We start from the raw sequence: 20,186 nt of genomic DNA on the forward strand, positions 1-20,186 counted from the left end.
TAGTATAGGTATCCGGTAGAAGAACGCAAGCCAACGCCCTGCTTCGGCTTGGAATCCCGCAAAATCAACGGAAGACACTGTTTCGGCATCGAATGAGAGCATGTTCACTTTGAGATTCTCTTTCTCGTCATTCGCCGGAATGATGCTTAAATTGTAAAAGTCGCAGCGCATAAGTAAAGCCACCGAAAAGACTTCGGTGGCTTCATCTGTTTAGTGGCACAAGGTTCCTCTCAGTTCAGGTTGGAAAATCGAGGTCGGTCTCTACTAGCAAACCTGGCGGGGCAGCAATTCGACGTAAGTCCATGTTGATAGGTCATTACTGTCTCGAAAGCGGCCCCGGGTGCAGAAGGTAGTCTAGTTGTAGAATGGTGAAGGAACCTGTGAATTGCTGGGCCCGTAGTTCGGGGTCGGTTGGCTGTAGTTGCCACTGACGGGGCGAATGGCGGGGGCATTGTAACTGTTGTTTACAGGTGGGTAGTAAGCCGGGGCGGTCGTTCCTGGATACGCCGTGCTTTGGTAATTCGTGCTGGGGACTGCATAGGTAGAGCCGTAAGGCTGGCTTGAGGTTGGGTAGCAACCACTAGGCCCGCAGACGGTTCCCGTGCTGAAGCTCGGGGTGCTGTAAGACGCATTGTTACCCCAGGTGAAGGGATTCAGGAAGTCGAGAGGTCCCGCCTGAGCGGCCTGGGTTCCTGCGAATACACATCCTGCGACGGCAACCATAGTCAAAGTTTGGAAAGCTTTCATTTCAACGCTCCTTTTGAAGGGTGGGGTTTTTCTTTTTGTTTTCCCTGCGAGTATTTCCGCTTGGATGATGTCAGATTAAGCACACCCTGTGCCAAAAAGTGTTGTCAAAAGAGATCGGTGTGTCCTGGTGTGTATTGATACATATATAGACTCCATTTCAAAAAAGGTTAGCTAGCTCAGTTTGTGCAAATCGAATGTGTTAACGAATTGATATTTTTGTAAATCCTTATGGTAACAAGTTCAAAGCTTAGCCGGTTAACTAACTTGAACAATCGACAAAGATTGACACGGGTACTATTGAAAAATGTACCAATCTGATTTCGGTGTATTGGAAGAAATAAAATTTTAAGTTGTTTTAAAATAATAGTTTAGCGTGGTTTAATGCTATTGGATTTGTGGATGGGAAATGGCATTGGCACGGCATTGGCATTATCACTTTTCTGTTGAGTCGAAATGACTCGGTCTGGAAACACAAAAAGATACTTAGCCAGTAACGCATCAACATAAACGAGTTCAAGGGAGATGAAATCATGTTAGTACTGACCCGCAAAAAATCAGAAATGATCCATATCGGCGAAAACATCGTTGTCAAAGTGATTAGAACAGGCAAAGGGCACGTCAAGATTGGAATCGAAGCTCCTGCTGACGTCCGAGTGCTGCGAGCAGAGCTCTGTGAAGAGCCTGTTGATGCCAGCCAACTCGAAAACGCCCTCGAGAATGAAGAAGAGATTCAACTGCAGCTATCAGTCGCCTAAGCCGCAAACCTGACCTCGAATACCTAACCCCTGCAAATCAGCAAACCCTATAAAACAAAAATTGAACCAAAGGACGGAATCATGATGACTCATCAATTCAATAATAACGCTGACCGAAACAAAACTGCTCGCTCTAGCCGGACACAAAAATCGGGTTGGACGGCTAATCAAATCGCCAATCGGATTGTAGGTGCCTGCCTGCTTTCCATCGTCTTCTTCTTTGGGGCGATGGCAAACGGAGCCGAGCCAGAACGAGACCTGCGGGAATGGTTGAACCAACCTCTCTCGTCTCAACAGAGCTACGACTATCTTGAAGATCACTCCAACTACAGTAACGTCGCTGATCCTTTCGCTTCTACTTACGATAATAACCAGGTCAGTAATGAAGGGAGAAGTCGGGCACCTGATCGTTGGTACGACCGATATCACACAGAAACTCAAACCGAAGTCTCCCCTTCACTCGAAGATTTGATTCAGGAACGAATTGAACAGATGGGTTACACCCGCCCTGTTCAGGATTATAAACAACAACGACCTGTGCAAGATCGTCGCGAACAGCGTCCTGATTACGAACGGTCTTACTACGCTCCTTCTGATTCCGGTTTGAATCAGAATCGTGACCAGAACTTTGAGCTGAACATTGAAAAGCTCAAACAACTTCTCGAACAGTACCAGGGACAACCTCAGTCGACTCCGGTTCCGACTCAGCCTTCTGTTCAACCTACCCAGCCTACTACTGAACCGGCCAGCACTTTAAGTCCTAAGGAAGAACGTGATCGTAAACTGGCCGCTCGTTATGGCGACCCTGTTATTGGGAGATTCATTATGGGCGTCAGTACACAACAGGCACTCTCTTTGTACCAGGAAACGGCTCGGTTGATTGATACACGACACATCGAACCTACTTCTTACAAAGAACGTGTTGAATACGCTTTGGGTAACCTCGACCTGGCGATTCAGAACCAGTACTTTCTGTCCTCTAACCAGATTTCACCTTCGTCTCAGCAGATCAGCAACTTTCGTAATGGCTTGCGTCAGATTCACCAGAACTACCCCACGACCAATGCGAGTCAGGCAATGAACTTGATCAACCAGACGATCAACATGGCACAGCAGACTGTTGGTTTACGTGGATCGGCTGTGGTGACGGAATTTGTCTTCGCAGCAACGGAAACTTTGGATAAATACTCCGCCTTCGTTCCTGAAGACATCTATCGGAAACCAAGTGCAACTTTGGAAGATCACATCGTCGGAATCGGCGTCGAGATCAAACCTGAAGGAGATAGTATCCTCGTTGTGAAAGCCCTGCCTGGTGGCCCTGCTGCCAACGCTGGACTGAAAGCGGGAGACTTGATCATGAGTATTGATGGTCAGTCGGTCAGTGGAAAAACACTCGACTGGGTGGTGGACCGAATCACGGGTGCTGAAGGAAGTCGAATTGTTCTCGGAATGCGACGCGATTCGAAAAACGCCAACGTCACTCTGGTTCGATCACGAGTTACGATTCAGTCGGTCTCTGAGTTCAAAATGGTCAGCTCCGATGTGGGGTACCTGAAACTTGAAAAGTTCGCCAAATCTTCTAACGAAGAAATGGATAAAGCTCTGTGGAGTCTGCACAACAGTGGGATGAAATCGCTGGTCATCGACTTGCGAGGCAACCCTGGTGGCCTGCTGACAACGGCGATTGAATTGTCAAACAAGTTCATCACCTCTGGAACAATTGTTTCAACCCGAGGACGAACTGCTGGCGATCAGTCGCAAGAAGTCGCTACTTACGAACAGACTTGGAAAACTCCCCTGGTTGTTCTGGTTGATGGTAACAGTGCCAGTGCCAGCGAAATCTTCGCTGCGGCGATTCAGGAGAACGGACGGGGAATCGTAGTGGGCGAACGCTCTTACGGTAAAGGAACTGTTCAAACTCACTTCCCGCTGCAGTCGGTTTCCGGCAACCTGCGAATCACGACCGCGAAGTTTTACTCGCCCAACGGTCGCGAAATGGCAGGAGCGGGAGTGACCCCGGACATCACGGTTCAGAACGACAACTACTCCGGTCAGGACCTGGTCCTCGAACGGGCAACGGAAGCGGCTCGCAGCACCCAGGCTCAAAACCTGGCTCAAGGCAACAGCCGCAACCAGAACCAGACCTACCCAAGTCTCTCTTCCTTCTAAGGGGGAGAGCCCCCCACCCGGGGGCGATTGCAAAAGAGAATGCTTGAAAGAGATGATGCGGAATTCAGACTGACTACGGATTTACAACTAAGAGACGACAACGCGAATCAGTTTGGACCCCGGCGAACGCTCTGCAACTCACCTTGAAAACTCCTCCCACACGAGGCTTCGGCCTGAGAGTTTTCAAAAGTTGCAGGGCGTTTTTTTGTGTTGGCATCTAGTAAAGGGTGTCTGGATTCTAGAGGAGGACGTATTAAGGCAGCAGGTCGTGGTCGGTTTGCAGAACCGGACAGATTGTTTTATTCTTCAGTGGAGATGTTAAGCAGGAAGGCTTCCGGAAAAGCTTAGTTAAGTGTTGATCAATAGATCTGTATCATTCTGGCTTATAGACCGGAAATCCTTAACAGGCATAGAGACTTTCTAGTTCCAACATGAAATTTGCTCAATAGTCTCAAAAATCTGCTTGAATCGGCCGTGGTTCGAAAATCCCCATCCTTGTGCGAATTTGTCCAGTCTCTCAGAGTAAAATTTTTCCTCTTCCTGGCTCGCGAGACCAACCTCCACAAGGATTTTGAAACATTCCCCATGTGAAGCGATTTTGAAAGCTTCTCCAGTCATAAGTAGCATGAACCACCATTTAGTGTCTTTGTTGCGAAGTACAATTTTTAAAAAATCGTAAGTTTCTATTGCGGAATAATTCTGGTGGCCAAAATTGAAATAGTCTTCGCGGCGTCCAATTTTCATCGCTACCATAAAAAATGTACGAATTTCGAGGCACCAGAAAAGTGGGTGTTCATTTTCTGATTGAGCATTGAAGACGTGCCCAATTAGACGGAACATTTCTTGAATCTGTCTTGGGGTTAGATTGAAGAGATGGGCTAGTTCATGGATCCTTTTATATTGAGATGTGTTTTTTTTGAGCCGAGTAAATCTTAAATCGTTTCGTTCGAGATAATATTTTACATATTCTGATGCAATTTTCTGATAATTTGCCTCTACTAGGGTTGGGAGTGCGATTTCTCTGTGCACAATTTTACGAATGTATTCGTCAAAATCCAAATCACGACCGAAGGCAGTTTTAGCTGAGTTCTCTAGATGATCTCTGTCTGCCGCCAGAATAAAAACGGCTCCTTGCACATCGAAAATGTGTTTGATTGTTTCTAGGTATGAAATGGCATAATCTGGACGGCAACGGTCAAGTTCATCTACAAGAAATATCGTCCTAGGTTCGGTGGAGCCAACATGCTCTTCAATGGCCTCTTTTAGGTTGCTCATTGCATGTTTTCTGGATTCATATACTGAAAATGTATCAGAATGTGTTTCTGAGGTTTCTTCTTTGCTTTCTCTTTGTTCGCGTTTTTTCTCGGCGAAATCGCCTGCAGCCTCAAAATTGATTCCGGTAATTTGGGCCGCTATTTGTCCGCCAATCGCAGTCGCAAACCAGCCTAAGTCCTTGGCCGCATCGATGATTCTTTGAGCGTCTTTGTTGTTTTGATTTAGAGATTCGATAAGACTTGAAATGATTGCAAACAGAGGATCTCCGTAATAGTCACTCTCCCACGCGTTGAGTGAAATGACCATCGGCTTGTTGTCTCTTTTTTCAAGCCGGTTCTTCCACATTCTCAAAAAAGTGGATTTTCCGGAGCCGTATTTCGAATTCAGTGCGAGGACGAGTCCTCCTTGAACGAAATGGTGTTCGACCTCAATAAACTTCTCTAATCTATCGGCAAAGTCGGATAGATCAAGAAGATCATCATCGAATGTGGGGATTTCCAATACCATTTCTTGAGCCCAAATAAATTGCCTGTCGTAGGCGTTCTGTGATTGTGTGAGTAACACGGCGCATTGAGCGCGTTGCCAAATAATGTGTTATTCTAACTGCAGATGAGCAATATGGAAATCTAAAGGAGCTGTCAGGTTTGCAGTGCGTTGGCGAGGCTACAGCGTCTATTCGCCAATGAGGCGAAGTCGCAAACTCAAAGCCCTACTCTCACTTCTGTGTACGCAAGACATATACATCGCAGTGCGCTTCGCGGATGACGCGTTCGGTTACTGAGCCTAATAGCAGTCTTGGCAGGCCGTGGCGGCCGTGGGAGGAGATGACGATGAGGTGGGCTTTGATCTCTTTGGCGTAGTCGGCGATGACGAATCCAGGGGAGCCGATGCGGACTTCGAGCTGGTTCTGGCTGACATTGAATTCGCCGTAGTGATCGATGAAGTATTTCTTCACTGCCTTATGGCGTTTCTCGTCGTCGACGTCTCCCCAAAGTGTGCCGGGAGACATATTTGCCTGGTTGGACAGCACGTGGATGCACCGAATGTCGTCGGGGGAACTGGCCAGAAGAAGAGCCTGCTCAAGCACGGCCGGGGTGTTATCTGAAAAGTCGATCGGAACGACAGTCAACGAGGAGGGCTGGCCAGACATGAGAAGAGTCTCCTTAACGAGTTGAAGTGATCAAGGTCTCACGGACAAACCGCGGGGCCCCCTGCTCTATCTTCTATTATATTCATCGTGAAGTACGCGGTGTTGTCTATTCTTAATTGCGTATTTTTTAAGTGAGAATCCAAACCAAAACTATTTATAAGTTTTGAATTCGCCCGCCTTGTAACGACGCCAGTAGTCAGCCAGATCCCGTTTGACTTTGGGGGCGAGAATGACCACTCCGAGGATGTTCGGGAACGCCATCGAGAGGATCATCATGTCGGAGAAATCGAGCACGGAACCCAGGTTAAAAATGGCTCCCAGAAAGACAAACACAATCGTCAGGAACTTGTAGATAAAAGTGCTGCGCGGGCCGAACAGTTGTTCCCAACTGCGCTCGCCGTAGTAGCTCCAGGAGATGATGGTGGAGTAAGCAAACAGGATGACGGCAACGCTGAGGACCCACGGGAAAAAGCTGACTTCCGAACCGAAGGCACGAGAGGTCAACGCGGCTCCAGCGAGCCCTTCGCCCAGGATCCATTCCTGATTATCCCAGGCACCGGTGATCAAAATTACCAGTGCGGTCATGGAGCAGATGATAATGGTGTCGATGAAGGGACCGAGTAGTGCGACCGACCCTTCGCGGATCGGCTCTTCGGTGCGGGCGGCACTATGGGCGATCGCGGCGCTGCCGACTCCGGCCTCATTACTGAATGCGGCTCGTTGAACTCCGACGACCAACACTCCAATGAAACCACCTCCTAATGCTCGTGGGGAGAAGGCTTCTGTGAAGATGCGTATGACCAGTTCGGGAATCTGAGTGATATGGGCACAGATAATATACAGGCAGACGGCAACATAGATGGCGCACATGGTGGGGACAATCTTTTCTGCCGCAGCTCCGATCCGTTTGATTCCTCCCACGATTACCAGTGCTACCAATGCCGCCAGAATTAACCCATAAGCGATGCGGAAGATGCTGTCGAAGCTGGTGATATCACTTTCAAGCACAGTAATGTCTGTTTGCAAACGTTCAATTTCCGTCAGGTCATTGGCCGCTTTGGCAGTGGCGAGTTCTTCGTTGAGCGAAACGAGTTGCCGTTTGTCGTCTTGTTGTAATTGTTCGAGCATGACTGTTCCGGACTGATTCGCCTGGAACATATTGCCCCCTCCAAAGGAGGCGAGGATGCACATGATCGTAAAAGTGAATGAGAGCAGGAGTCCTAATGGGCGCAAGCCGAGTTCGGAGAGTCCTTTGTCGAGGTAGCGCATGGGGCCACCGAGTACCGTTCCGTCCGGTTTGACGTGGCGGTACTTCTGGCCCAGGGTGCATTCAACAAACTTGCTGGACATTCCAAAGAAACCACAGCAGATCATCCAGAAGAAAGCACCGGGGCCTCCCATTGTCATCGCGAGGGTCACACCGGCGATATTGCCGAGACCGACGGTCGCGGAAAGCGCCGAGGAGAGTGCTTGAAAATGAGTGACTTCGCCTGTTTCGTTCGGGTTGTCGTATTTTCCGCCCACGATTTCGACAGCGTGTCCGAAGCCCCAGAAATTATAAAAACCCATATAAAGAGTGAAGAAGAGCGAACCACAGGCGAGCCAAATGACAACCAGCGGAGCTCCTTTGGTGGTGCGAGTGCCGATGTGGGTCGTGGTGTTGTCTTCGGTGGGGAGTGGTTTCAGATCTCCAGCGGTGGCGTATTCTGCTGCTTCTTCCCGGCTCATAGTGTATTTGAGGCTGAGGGCGTCTCGCATTTTTTCCAGTTTATGAAACAACTCGTCTTCATCGCTCCAAACCCAGGTTCCATTGAGTACGTCCTCGGTTGGGTCATCCGATTGGAACTCGAAGTACTCCTGTTCGCCCTTGAAGATTTCGTAGAACAGAACAGTTGCCATGCCATCGACGATTTTCGCAAAGATGGCATCGACTTTTTCGAGCGTCGTTGGATCCGGGGCTTCGGTTTCGTCCACCTCTGCCTGATCTGCTTCCGCATTGTCATCAACCGTTGCCGTTTCGGTTGTCGTGAATGTCGGATCTTCTGATTCAACTTCCCGGGTTTCGATTACGGGAGAGTTGGAGAACGGGTCGGGGATCTCGGTTTCCTGACCCGGTAAGGGGGCCATCGTCAAGAACATGCCGGAGGCAATGACGAGGAGAAGTCGGATGGAAGAAGTTGAATTGAATTTCATGAGGTTCCTCGTCGGGCTTGGTACCGAAGGGAGGGACACGGGGATTTGGGAGATTTGCAGTTTCGGAAGGGGGAACCAGTCGAGCGGACCGGGCTGTGGCATCAGCAGGAGGACGCCTGAACAGATTTGACAACCAGCGAGACAGTTTTGAACGCATCCCCAACCGAATGCTCACCATGTTTGAATGTATATTTAACAGGAAATTGCCTTAGCAGGCAAGGTCGATGCGAACGCGGATATGTACTCTAAAGTGATTCCAGTGAAGTGGTTGCGTCGATTGAAGAAAAGGTCGAGCACAAGAAATGGCTTGAGGCGTGTCGAGGGGCTCGGTTTTCAAAGATTGTTTTGACAATATTGGTTGTCAAAATTGAAAATATTCCTATGATGGGAAGTAGTAGACTCCTTGCAGGGCCTCGATTTATGGATCGTAACAGGTTTTGAGTGAAAAATCTTGTCTACCGAACCTCAAATCACCGCCCGCTCTGGAGACCCATTTCATTAGCCGCAAGGCGATGAGATTCGAACCAAGTCAGAAGTTGTACAGAGTACACGTTTACTCTCTATTTGAAAGCGTTTTTAAACTTGAAAGTTGGTGAGCCGGGATGCGAGCAAACCTGGACCAGAATGATCGACAGTTTCTAGAGCAGTTAGGCCGGCAGGGTTCGGCGACTGTCCCGGAAATCTGCGACAGGCTGGGAGTCACGGCGACCGCAGTTCGGCAACGTCTTGTCCGTTTACGGGCAGCAGGCTTTATCGAGCGGGAACTGGTCCGAAATGGCCGGGGCCGACCTCATCACGCTTATCAGGTTTCCAGTCTCGGTCAACGAGAACTGGGCGACAACTATGCCGAGTTAGCCGCGATTTTGTGGCAGGAACTCCAGACCATTGAAGAACCTGACGTAAGAGCCCACTTGCAGCAACGCATTCAAGAGGCTCTGGTGAAACGGTACGGTCGAGATGTTGACGGAGAAACTCTTCACGAACGTGTTGAACAACTGAAGACAGCCCTTCAAGATCGTGGTTTTGATGTGGAAGTGGACCAAACTGGTCCCCTGCCCGTCCTGCGAGAACGAAATTGTCCTTATCTGGAATTGGCTCAGTCCGATCCTCGTATCTGCGAGATGGAACAACTGGTTTATGAAAAAATCCTGGGTAGTTCAGTCTCGTTGACTTCCTGTTGTCTGGATGGACATCACTGTTGCGAATTTGTGACCTCCGAGCTTGAAGCGGTAACCGTCCCTCTGGATAAACATTCCGATTCGGAAACGGGAGACTAAGCGAGACAGGTTTCCGTTTAGGATGTGAACCTTCGATTTGCCGGTTGGCTCCTTTAAAGGAGTGCGGTTAGTAAACTAAGAACTCTGAATCGAGAATCCGAATACTGCATCGCTCCTGACCGAGAAGATGCCAGAATAAACACAACGAACAGTCGATTACCGATAATCTGACCTAACAATAAACTCATATCCCTCTACTACCAAAACCTCAAAGAGAATTATGAACAGCATTCTTAAAATTGAAGACCTGCACGTCGCTGTCGAGGAGACCCCGATTCTGCGTGGGGTGAATCTGGAAATCCGCCAGGGTGAAATTCACGCTCTCATGGGACCGAACGGGTCTGGTAAAAGCACGTTGGCTTACGCACTGGCCGGTCATCCCAAGTACACCATCACCAGTGGTAAAATCGAAATCGATGGAACAGACATCGTCGAACTGGATCCTTGCGAGCGAGCTCGTCTGGGTTTGTTCCTCGCATTCCAGTACCCGGTAGTTATTCCCGGTGTCAAAGTGGCCGACTTCATTCGTCACGCGGTGACCAACGTTCGTAACCCGGATCGGAAAGAAGGCGAAACCTTGATGCCGATGCGTGAGTTCCGCAAAGAGATCAAAGAGCGGATGACCGAACTCGGCATGGAGACCGGCTTCGCCCGGCGTTACCTCAACGAGGGGTTCTCCGGTGGTGAGAAAAAACGAATGGAAATTCTGCAGTTGGCGATGTTGCAACCCAAGTTCGCCGTGCTTGACGAAACAGACAGTGGTCTGGACAGTGATGCCGTGAAAGTGGTCAGTGAAGGGGTCAACCGCCTCGCCGGACCCGGTATGGGCGTGCTGATCATTACCCACCACGAACGTCTGCTGGAATATAACATTCCTCAATACACACACGTAATGCTGGGCGGCAAAATCGTGGAAACTGGCGGTGCGGATCTCGCTCGCGAGCTTCACAGTGACGGTTACAAGTCCGTTCGAGAACGACACCCTCAGGAAGCAGCGGAGCATTTGGAAACGACCGCTTCGTAAGGAGAGGGTTCCCGCAGTTGAAGACGAGTGGATTAAATCGAATCACTTCCGACAGCGATTCAGCAACAGTCCTTTCCAACCCCACGTTCTCAGTGACGTGTAAGGAGAATAAATCGTGACTACCGAAATCAAAGACAATGTAGACATTGGTGAATACCAGTACGGGTTTCATGATTCTACTGACAAATATGCCTTCACCGGAAAGAAGGGGCTCAGCCGAGAAGTGGTTGCCGAGATTTCCGAGATGAAGGGGGAACCTGGCTGGATGCGTGATTTTCGATTGAGGTCTCTGGAGATCTTCAACGAAAAACCGATGCCGACCTGGGGAAGTGACCTCAGTCATATCGACTTCCAGAACATCCACTATTTCATGCGCGCCTCGGATCGTCAGGGTAAAACCTGGGATGAAGTGCCCGAAGAAATTCGAAACACCTATGACCGTCTGGGTATTCCGGAAGCGGAAAAGAAATACTTGTCCGGAGTGAAAGCCCAGTACGAGTCCGAAGTGATCTACGGCAGTCTGGATGAAGATCTCGCTAAACTAGGTGTGATCTTTACCGATACTGATTCTGCGTTGAAAGATCATCCGGAATTGTTCCGGGAACACTTCGCTACGATCATTCCGCCAGAAGACAACAAGTTCGCTGCGTTGAACTCCGCTGTCTGGTCGGGGGGATCGTTTATCTATGTGCCACCCGGCGTAGAGATTGAATTCCCACTGCAAGCATACTTCCGGATCAATGCCCAGAACATGGGACAGTTCGAGCGGACGCTGATCATCGTCGATGAAGGGGCCAATATCCATTACGTCGAAGGTTGTACTGCTCCGACTTATTCATCCGATTCGCTGCACTCAGCGGTCGTTGAAATTCTTGTCAAACGTGAAGGTCGCTGCCGTTACACGACGATCCAGAACTGGTCGAATAACGTGTATAATTTGGTGACGAAACGGGCGATGGCTTATGGTGATTCACTCATGGAATGGGTCGATGGAAACTTGGGCTCCCAGGTCACGATGAAATATCCCGCCATCTATCTGATGGAGCCGGGTGCTCGTGGCGAGACTTTGTCGATCGCTTTCGCAAATACGGGTCAGCATCAGGACGCCGGTGCCAAGATGGTTCACTGTGCTCCGAATACTTCCAGCCGGATCATCTCAAAGAGTATCTCCAAAGGAGGCGGTCGTTCGAGTTATCGTGGTCTGGTTCGTGTAGAAAAGAATGCGGAACACAGCAAGTCTAACGTCGTCTGTGATGCCTTGATTCTCGACGATCAGAGCCGTAGTGACACCTATCCTTACATTGAAGTCGAAAACGACAATGTTGCGATGGAACATGAAGCTTCTGTATCCAAAATTGCGGAAGAGCAGTTGTTCTATCTGATGAGTCGTGGTCTGACCGAGGCGGAAGCTTCCGCGATGATCGTGACCGGCTTCATCGAACCGCTGGTTAAAGAACTGCCGATGGAATATGCGGTTGAAATGAACCGGCTGATTGAGTTACAGATGGAAGGTTCCGTTGGTTAATTCCAGCGTCCTGTTCCCGGCGGCAATCTGGCCGCCGGTGGTGTGTCCCCTTCGCTAATTTTTAGATCATCTTTAAAGACTGATTCTGACTGAAATGACCAGCACTACCTTAAAAGTATCTCCCCCTGCTCCTTTCGCAGAGGAAGCATTCGAAGCCTTTCTGGCGACACGCAATGAACCTGAATGGTTTCTGCAGTTGCGCCGACAGGCCTATGCGATCTACCTCGAAAAACTGGCCGAAGACCTGGATCCTGAGGAATGGAAACGGGTTGATATGCGGACATTCCGGCCGGAAAAATTCCAACTGGCAGGCGATACCGTTTCTGACGCTTCGTTTGATACGCTGCTTCAGGATCGGGCAGAATTCGCCGGTCAAGTGACGCATGTCGAAGGTAAAACTCGGCACGAAAGTCTAGCCGCAGAGTACGCTGAGAAAGGCGTGATTTTCGGTGACCTGGAGACTGTTCTGAATAGTCACAGTGATTTGATTCAGGAACACTTCATGACACGAGCCGTGAAGCCCGATGCGGACCGGTTTTCTGCGTGGCATGCCGCCTTCTGCACTGGAGGCACCGTTTTATACGTGCCCCGTAATGTCGAACTGGATCGCCCTCTACATAGTCTGATTGGCTTGTCTGGAACTGGTGCGGCTGATTTCAGCCATACACTGGTGATTATTGAGGAAAACGCTTCTGCGACTCTATTGGAAGAAACTGCTTCCGAAACAACTGATCAACCGGGATTACATGTCGGATCGGTCGAACTGCTGGTCGCGGCTAATGCTCGACTTCGCTATGTTCAATTGCAGAACTGGAATCAGAAATCGTGGCACCTGGCACATCAATGCGGTCGCGTGGGACAGAATGGAAGTCTGCAGTGGACCGTCGCCGGACTGGGCGCATCGACCGCACACATTCATCAGGATGTGATGCTGGACGGTAAAGGTTCTGAAGCTCAGGTGAACGGGGTAACATTCGCCGATCAACGACAAAAGATTTCTTACTACACCAAGCAAGCTCACAATGCCGAGTCGACGCGCTCAGACCTGCTTTACAAACAAGTGTTGCGAGACAAATCCAAAGCGATCTGGCGTGGAATGATCCGAGTTGAGCCGGAAGCACAACTGACGGACGGATACCAGCGATGTGATGCTTTACTGCTCAGTTCGACTTGTCGCAATGATGCGATTCCCGGACTGGAAATTGAAGCTGACGACGTCCGTTGTACTCATGGTGCAACTGCCGGTCAGGTTGACGACGAGCAAATTTTCTACGCGATGAGCCGAGGGATATCCCGCTATGAAGCGATGCATATGATTGTGGAAGGATTCTTTCAAGGAGTCTATGATCGTATCCCCGTAGAAGTGGTTCGTGAAACATTAAGTCAAGCGGTGACACGAAAGTTGGGCATCGATTGATCCTCTGTTTACGGACGATTTTAATATCGTTCGAATACCTTAGGGTCATTGTGTGACCACTGCATTGTCTGACCACTGCAGAATGCTTTAGTTTCGTATTGCTTAACCAGTAAAGAGAGCTTCGGGAAAACTAACCCGGTGCGTCGAGGAATTGCCGCTGATGGAAGGTTATGAATTAGTCGCGAAGGAATCTGAGTTTGAACAGGACGGTCGTAAGGAAGTCATTGTCGATGATGTTCCGGTCCTGCTGATTAAACAGGATGGCAAGTATTACGCGATCGAAGATGTCTGTTCTCATGATGGTCAGCCGTTGACAGACGGTCCTATAGAGAATTGTCAGATCACCTGTCCTCGACATGGGGCCAAATTCGATCTGGCGACCGGAGCAGCCTTGTGCATGCCCGCGACCGAAGGGATTCCGACCTACGATATTAAAATCGAAGCGGGCGAAATCTGGTTATGTGAAAATTAAAATAGTCTGAGTAGGCTAGCCGGTTGAAGTTGAGTATAATGCTCCTGTCACCGATATCAGGTGAGAACAGATCTTGAATCAGTTCAATTTGTTCGTTGCGTAGGATGACGCAACTCTCCATTCAAACGATCCATATATCCCCTGATCTGGAACGGTCTGTTTCTCTCAGGCTGCAAGTAAGGATGCTCGGATTGTTGGATTCTTCGACATTCTGTCCGACGAATTGAAAGCTTTCAATTCCGGATTAGAAGACTCGCTTTCTACGCTTAAGGACCTTGGCCGATGTCAACAGAACTCGAATTAATCGATGCTTTGAAAGAAGTGATTGACCCAGAATTGATGGTGAATATCGTCGACTTGGGATTGATTTACGACGTAAGCCAGGAGGAAGGAAAAGTCCTGGTTGAGATGACCTTGACCAGTCCCGCCTGCCCTGCCGGGCCACAAATTGTGCAGCAGGCACAAATGGCTTTGGTTCGACTGAAAGATGTCGACGAAGCTGAGATCAAGCTGACCATGTCTCCGCCCTGGACGCCAGAACGTATGACCGACGAAGCCCGCGACGAACTGGGGATTTTCTAAGCTCCAGTTGTCTATCGTAGCTTGGGTTTTGCTCTACGTAATCTCGCCATGTGAAGGTGAGTAAGCAGATAAAGTCGAGTTCTGCAAGACTGACTGTCTGGTCTTTTGCTGAAAAATTTCTTTCCAGTTTGTTTGTGTTCAAACTGCTGAAATTCAATTGCTGTTTTGTGCAGGCTTGTTCATACTGGATTGAAATTCATGGATCAGCAGCCGCATGCACGGTGGAAAGTCGACTAGTCGTATTCCTGAATGGAGGCATCTTAAAATGCTCTGTTGAATGGAAACTCTGACGGCTTCTCTGTCCGTAAAACGCTGTTACCGGATGTAATCGAATTATTGTTTCTATGATCTGAGCTTCTTTCAGTGAATTTCGAACTACCCGGTGATGGGGATGGAAAAGACCCATTACAACTATATCTAAGCCCCCTGTTACCCACCTTCATCTTCCCCTGCCGCAGTCTCCGTTTGAGACTGGGTTTGAACTGATCCACCGTTAACTTCTGTCACTTCTGGCTTGAGAATTCATTCTCGCCCGACAAGGAAGGATATTGAACATGACTTTTAAAAAGAATTCGAAATCAATCGCTCCACGAGAGAATGAGAACGAATTGTGTTTTAATCGCTTTTCCCGCCGTGATTTCGTCAAAACATTAGGAGTAGGCGCAGCTGCCTCCCTGCTGCCGAACGTCATTACTCTTGCCGAAGAGACCTCCACCAAGCAAATTCCTCAGGTTGAGTCTGAAAAACTCGTTGCGAAACTGTACGAGTCATTTACTCCCGAACAAAAATCTTCCATTTGCTTTGACTGGAATCACCTGAAAGATGGTAGCCCGTTGCGACTGCGAGTCGCTAACAACTGGCAAATCACCGACAAACTTGTCCGCTCCGATTTCTACACTAAAGACCAGCAGGAAATGATTGAAGCAATCGTCTTCAACATTTATAGCCCTGAATGGCGTGGCAAAATTCGTCAGGAAATGAATGACGACTGCGGTGGATTCGGCGAAGAGCATTCCATTGCGTTATTTGGTGACCCCGCAGCTGATAAATTCGAATTCGTTTTCGCCGGACGCCATTTGACGGTTCGCTGTGATGGCAACACGACGGAAAATGTAGCCTTCGGTGGCCCAATTTTCTATGGACATGACCCTCATGGTGAATTCAACGAACCTGCGGATCACCCGGACAATGTGTTCTGGGAACAGGGAATTAAAGCGAATAGATTATATGAAATGCTGGATGGCAAACAGCGGGCCGTCGCTCTGAAACAAGAGCTTCCTGCTGAAGATCAAGTTCACTTCCGAAAAGCGGAAGAGGAAATTCCTGGACTGCGTGTTTCTGAAATGTCTGCGGACCAACAGGAGCATATGGAATTGGTTTTGAAGTCGCTCGTCGAGCCTTATCGTCAAACCGATCAGGCAGAAGTGCTGACTTGTCTGAAGGCTCAAGGTGGATTGGAGAATTGTCGGCTGACATTCTATCAACCCGGCGATATCGGCAATGATCAGGTGTGGGACAACTGGCGCTTGGAAGGCCCCGCTTTTGTATGGCACTTCCGCGGTGCCCCCCACGTACACGTCTGGGCAAATGTGGCAGACGATCCGAGTGTGAAAATCTCGACAGGCTAAAGATGTTTTCTAAGGAAAGCATCTTCCGTCAGATGGGTTAGTTGAGTCTGCTTCTCTTAACTGACTGTTTGATGGAAAGAGACAAACTGGTAGTACCTTTTTGAAGTGCCCTTCTCTATCGGTTGCTCCGAATCGTGTTCAATATTCGGAGTTTCCTATCGTCTCCTTTTCAGCCTGAAAGTTATTCAGTGAGCGAACCAAATCCCCCTGGTGAGATCAAATCAATTGACTATCGTTCCCGTGAATTCAATCAACCGCAGCCCATTCATGATGAATCCCAATTAAATCGCCTGGCGATCAGTCAGGTATACAACCATCAGTGCTCTTTGGAGCAGGAGTTGGCTGCTTTAAAACAGGCCAATATTCAGACGGTCGGATTGTATCGTCCTCGTTTAGCCGAGTTCTGCGATCAACAAAATTTGGGGCTGCTACTCCAGTTCCAGATGCAGGTGTCCTCAATCGCCTGGGCGGGTGGTTTTACGGGCTCTCATGGTTATTCCCATGACGAGGCCATCGCAGATTCGTGTGACGTCGTCCAGCTTGCCTCTGCAGCGGGTGCAAGCTGTGTGCTGGTAGCCACTGGTGCTCGTTATGGCCACACGCGAAATCATACCAACCGCCTGATTTGTGATGGTCTGAAGCAAGTCTCTGATTTCGCTGGAGAACGAAATATTGAACTGGCTGTGGTGCCCATGGTTAACAGTAAAGCTGGTCGATGGACTTGCCTTAATTCTATCGATGACGCCATGCAGATTATTCTGAAATGCAATCGTCCTAATATCGGTCTTGGTATTGATGCCGGACAGTTGCAGAACTCCGAGATACTGCTCGGTCATGCGGAATCTGTAGCACCACATACTAAACTCGTCCGTATGCAGGTTGTTTGCGATGCGGACAGTTCTGAGCTCGTATCGCCGAGTTCATCTGATGAGGATTCCAGTCTGCCTCTGGAAGAGATTCTCAATCAATATACTCAGCATGGGTATGATGGATTCTTCGAGTTTCAACTCAATACGACCAACCAATGGTCACTGAAAGAGTACCGGGAAATGCTGTCAGGTTGCCGGGAATTGTTTGCTCAATCCGTGTTGATATGAACCCTCGTTTATTGGTGGATTCGTAGCAGATGGCTTTGTGCTAAATCGGCGGTAAAATCGTCACAGGGGTGTTTTTCAGTTCGGCTTGTGGTACGATTGAATTCCTTCCTGACTTCATCGTTCGCTGCAAGAACGATGCTAAAACGGAGAGCAACTTACCTTCCGTAAGTAAAACTCTTCCGCTGATACACTCCCCTGCCCTCTATCCAACCCTGCACAATTACCATCCATGGAACACGACTGGTACACATTAGATGAACTCGCGCGTCAACTTGGTCGCGACAGCAGGGAGATTCTGAAGCTGGCAAATCGGGGACGAATCCCCGGTCGCAAAATGGGTGATGACTGGCAGTTCCATACGTCGGAAATTACCCAGTGGTTGGAGCAGGAAATGCATGCTTACACCGACCGCGAGCTGGCAATTCTAGAGTCGACACATCGTTCTGAGGATGAAGATGTTGACGCCGACGTTCCTGTCAGTAGTCTGCTTACTTTGGATACAATTGAAGTCCCATTGCAGGCGAGAACGCGTGTTTCAGTGTTGGAGTCGCTGGTGGAACTGGCGGGCCGGACTTACCAAATCTGGGAGCCGGCGTCGGTTCTCAAAGCGGTCCGCGAACGTGAAGAAACCTTTTCTACTGCGGTTGAAAATGGTGTCGCTTTTCCTCACCCGCGTAATCCTCTTCCTGAGAGTATTGGCGAACCCCTGATTGCCTACGGTCGCACATTTACTGGCATTCCTTTCGGGGCTCCCAAGCGGCAGATGACGGATCTGTTCTTTCTGATTCTCTGTCGCGATTCACGGACTCACTTGCAGGTTCTGGCTCGTTTGGGGCGTATCCTGCAACTTCCCGGATTGCTTGAAGAACTTCGGCAAGCGGACGACGCCCGTTCTTCCTACGATGTCATTTGTAAAGCAGATAACCAGGTCAGTGAAACTGAAGTGGAATAGAGCGAACTGATTTCATAAGTCGCTTCATCGCCAAAGGGAAAATGACTTTTTAACAGTATTTTTCGTTTGGATTTCGCTACACTTATTTCTTACCCGAGATTGCGCCCGGGTTTCGTGTCCTGTGAAATAACATCGAGACGCTTCACTTTTCACATTCTGCAAGGAACGAGGAATTAGTATGTCCGTCGAACTGCCTGAACCGTTGGATCTGATCGCCGTCGGAGCTCATCCCGATGATGTCGAAATTGCCTGCGGGGGGACTCTTGCCCGATTGATCCAACAAGGATATCGAGTGGGTATTGTTGATCTGACGGATGGTGAACCGACTCCCGGCAGCCCCAGTCCCGACGTTCGCCTGGCGGAAGCACAAGAGGCAGCTCGAATTCTGGGAGTCACTGTCAGGGAAACATTGAATCTCTCCAATCGTAAATTGTTCGACGATTATGAAGGCCGTGTAGAGCTGGCTAAGATTTTCCGAAGATATCGGCCGAAAGTGGTTCTTGGAATTGCAGGCAAAACTCCTCTGGCCTCTCCTGACCATTTGGAGGCGGCAAACCTGACAGACGCGGCCGTGTTCTATTCTCGATTGACGAAATGGGATGATCAGTTTGACCATTTACCTGTGCATACCATTACACGTCAGATCTGGTATCCGCTTAGTCTAAGAAATTTAACCATTCCGGAGGGAGAAGGTCGATTCGTAGTCGATATCAGTGAGACGTTGGATTTGAAATTAGAATCTGTAAGAGCCTATAAGACTCAATTTCCACCTACGAAAGAAAGCGTATTCAAAATGGTGGAAGGGATGGCGATGCATGTGGGCGCTTGTGCAGGTTTTGAGGCAGGTGAGTTATTTGTTTCGACCCGAGTGCTGGGGACTTCTGATTTTATGCAGACAGTTCTCTCGTAATGTGAATAGATGTTTCAGGCTGTTTTCCGTATAATAATCGGGCTTATAGCGGGCACCATGATCTTTGCCAGACACCACTTACCCTCTTTCGTCTGGTGGTTGATCGTGGGATACTATTAGGCGTCCCCTGTCTATCACAAACCTCCTCTGCAACTCTCCATTCGTGGGAGCAAGAGCGGTTCTCTCTCCGATTCAGGTTTCTAATTTATTATGGTCGCTATACGTCACGGCTCTGTCTGTATCACCGGTAACTTCAGAGAGAATAATGAAGATCGTTGCCTTGCCGATGATCAACAAAGATTCTTCCTGGTTTGCGATGGTATGGGAGGACAGGCGGCGGGTGAAAAGGCGAGCGAACTGGCGACAGAACTGGTTGCTAAAAAGCTAAACCAATTAGTTCCCTTCGAATCGGCGACTGCCGAGCAGGTTCGGGAAGCGGTCAATAAATCGATCGAACACGCCAACCTCGAAATCATGGCACTGGGAGAGATAGAACCCGAGTACCATAAGATGGGAACAACGATTGTCTTCCTGCTTAACCTGGGCGACCGGTTATACATGGGAGGCGTGGGAGATAGTCGCATTTATCTCTATCGCGGCGGCAAATTGCAGCAGCTGACGAAAGACCATTCGCTGACTCAGGCACTCGTGGAAGCAGGAACTATTAAACCTGAAGAAGCTGCAACGCACCGATTCCGGAATGTTCTGTTTCGTTATCTCGGTTCTAAAGAAGGTGGCGACGGGGTCGACTTGATTGAGAAGTCTCTCGAACCAGGGGACCGCTATCTCCTCTGCTCTGATGGAGTCATGGATGGTGCCAGTGATGATCAGTTGCAGGAACTGATCTCTAGTGGCGATGATCCACAGAGGGCCGCAGAAAATATCGTCGATGCCGCGCTTGAGGGTGGCAGTCGAGATAATATCACCTGCTTGACGATCTTCGTCTGAGCAGAAAGCGAACATGATTCCACTTTGTTTTCTCTTAAAGTTTTCTCTGTAGATTTCCTCTACAG

17 protein-coding genes are annotated in these 20,186 nt (G+C 49.1%); 13 read left to right on the top strand and 4 right to left on the bottom strand.

What is annotated here, in order from left to right; translation table 11 throughout:
- Positions 1 to 354: 354 nt before the first annotated feature.
- Entirely contained in the window at positions 355 to 747 is a 393-nt protein-coding gene (locus Pla110_RS08130) for a hypothetical protein (RefSeq protein ID WP_144994986.1), read from the bottom strand.
- 530 nt (positions 748 to 1,277) lie between these two features.
- Between Pla110_RS08130 and Pla110_RS08135 the strand changes: the two genes are divergently transcribed.
- Both Pla110_RS08135 and Pla110_RS08140 read left to right on the top strand, forming a co-directional pair.
- Complete coding sequence (locus tag Pla110_RS08135) at positions 1,278 to 1,502, top strand: carbon storage regulator (RefSeq protein WP_144994988.1); 225 nt, start codon at positions 1,278 to 1,280, stop codon at positions 1,500 to 1,502.
- Positions 1,503 to 1,583: 81 nt separating this feature from the next.
- Positions 1,584 to 3,671 carry a S41 family peptidase gene (locus Pla110_RS08140; RefSeq protein WP_144994990.1) on the top strand — a complete coding sequence of 696 codons (2,088 nt, stop codon included), beginning with the start codon at positions 1,584 to 1,586 and terminating at the stop codon, positions 3,669 to 3,671.
- Between the two features lie 420 nt (positions 3,672 to 4,091).
- On the opposite strand, the gene Pla110_RS08145 is transcribed toward Pla110_RS08140, so the two are convergent.
- The 3 genes from Pla110_RS08145 to Pla110_RS08155 all read right to left on the bottom strand — a co-directional run bounded on the left by Pla110_RS08145 (position 4,092) and on the right by Pla110_RS08155 (position 8,289).
- The gene (locus tag Pla110_RS08145) at positions 4,092 to 5,447 is read right to left on the bottom strand and encodes a KAP family P-loop NTPase fold protein (protein ID WP_197440585.1); all 1,356 of its coding nucleotides are present in this window, start codon (positions 5,445 to 5,447) and stop codon (positions 4,092 to 4,094) included.
- Positions 5,448 to 5,661: 214 nt separating this feature from the next.
- Positions 5,662 to 6,096, bottom strand: a complete 435-nt coding sequence (locus Pla110_RS08150; RefSeq protein ID WP_144994994.1) for a universal stress protein — start codon at positions 6,094 to 6,096, stop codon at positions 5,662 to 5,664.
- 150 nt (positions 6,097 to 6,246) lie between these two features.
- Positions 6,247 to 8,289 (bottom strand): alanine/glycine:cation symporter family protein, encoded by a 2,043-nt coding sequence (locus Pla110_RS08155; protein ID WP_197440586.1) that lies wholly within the window; start codon positions 8,287 to 8,289, stop codon positions 6,247 to 6,249.
- Between the two features lie 602 nt (positions 8,290 to 8,891).
- Here Pla110_RS08155 and Pla110_RS08160 point away from each other — a divergent pair.
- The 11 genes from Pla110_RS08160 to Pla110_RS08210 all read left to right on the top strand — a co-directional run bounded on the left by Pla110_RS08160 (position 8,892) and on the right by Pla110_RS08210 (position 20,121).
- A complete protein-coding gene (locus tag Pla110_RS08160; protein WP_144994998.1) occupies positions 8,892 to 9,566 on the top strand; it encodes a helix-turn-helix transcriptional regulator in 675 nt (224 codons plus the stop codon).
- Between the two features lie 220 nt (positions 9,567 to 9,786).
- Positions 9,787 to 10,590: a Fe-S cluster assembly ATPase SufC gene (gene sufC, locus Pla110_RS08165; protein WP_144995000.1), complete on the top strand. Its 804-nt coding sequence runs from the start codon at positions 9,787 to 9,789 to the stop codon at positions 10,588 to 10,590.
- A 115-nt stretch (positions 10,591 to 10,705) separates the two neighbouring features.
- Positions 10,706 to 12,115, top strand: a complete 1,410-nt coding sequence (gene sufB / locus Pla110_RS08170; protein ID WP_144995002.1) for a Fe-S cluster assembly protein SufB — start codon at positions 10,706 to 10,708, stop codon at positions 12,113 to 12,115.
- Positions 12,116 to 12,209: 94 nt separating this feature from the next.
- Positions 12,210 to 13,532, top strand: coding sequence for a Fe-S cluster assembly protein SufD (gene sufD, locus Pla110_RS08175; protein WP_144995004.1), 1,323 nt, complete (start codon positions 12,210 to 12,212; stop codon positions 13,530 to 13,532).
- 160 nt (positions 13,533 to 13,692) lie between these two features.
- Positions 13,693 to 14,004 (top strand): Rieske (2Fe-2S) protein, encoded by a 312-nt coding sequence (locus Pla110_RS08180; protein WP_144995006.1) that lies wholly within the window; start codon positions 13,693 to 13,695, stop codon positions 14,002 to 14,004.
- A gap of 282 nt (positions 14,005 to 14,286) precedes the next feature.
- Positions 14,287 to 14,586: a metal-sulfur cluster assembly factor gene (locus Pla110_RS08185; protein WP_144995008.1), complete on the top strand. Its 300-nt coding sequence runs from the start codon at positions 14,287 to 14,289 to the stop codon at positions 14,584 to 14,586.
- A 554-nt stretch (positions 14,587 to 15,140) separates the two neighbouring features.
- On the top strand, positions 15,141 to 16,214 hold the full coding sequence (locus Pla110_RS08190) for a DUF3500 domain-containing protein (RefSeq protein WP_144995010.1): 1,074 nt from the start codon (positions 15,141 to 15,143) through the stop codon (positions 16,212 to 16,214).
- A 188-nt stretch (positions 16,215 to 16,402) separates the two neighbouring features.
- Positions 16,403 to 17,311 (top strand): sugar phosphate isomerase/epimerase family protein, encoded by a 909-nt coding sequence (locus Pla110_RS08195; protein WP_144995012.1) that lies wholly within the window; start codon positions 16,403 to 16,405, stop codon positions 17,309 to 17,311.
- Positions 17,312 to 17,540: 229 nt separating this feature from the next.
- The gene (locus Pla110_RS08200) at positions 17,541 to 18,263 is read left to right on the top strand and encodes a PTS sugar transporter subunit IIA (protein ID WP_144995014.1); all 723 of its coding nucleotides are present in this window, start codon (positions 17,541 to 17,543) and stop codon (positions 18,261 to 18,263) included.
- A gap of 178 nt (positions 18,264 to 18,441) precedes the next feature.
- Positions 18,442 to 19,173: a PIG-L family deacetylase gene (locus tag Pla110_RS08205; protein ID WP_144995016.1), complete on the top strand. Its 732-nt coding sequence runs from the start codon at positions 18,442 to 18,444 to the stop codon at positions 19,171 to 19,173.
- Between the two features lie 210 nt (positions 19,174 to 19,383).
- Positions 19,384 to 20,121: a PP2C family protein-serine/threonine phosphatase gene (locus Pla110_RS08210; protein ID WP_144995018.1), complete on the top strand. Its 738-nt coding sequence runs from the start codon at positions 19,384 to 19,386 to the stop codon at positions 20,119 to 20,121.
- Positions 20,122 to 20,186: the final 65 nt, after the last annotated feature.

Origin of the sequence: Polystyrenella longa, assembly GCF_007750395.1 — a bacterium.
GTDB lineage: Bacteria > Planctomycetota > Planctomycetia > Planctomycetales > Planctomycetaceae > Polystyrenella > Polystyrenella longa.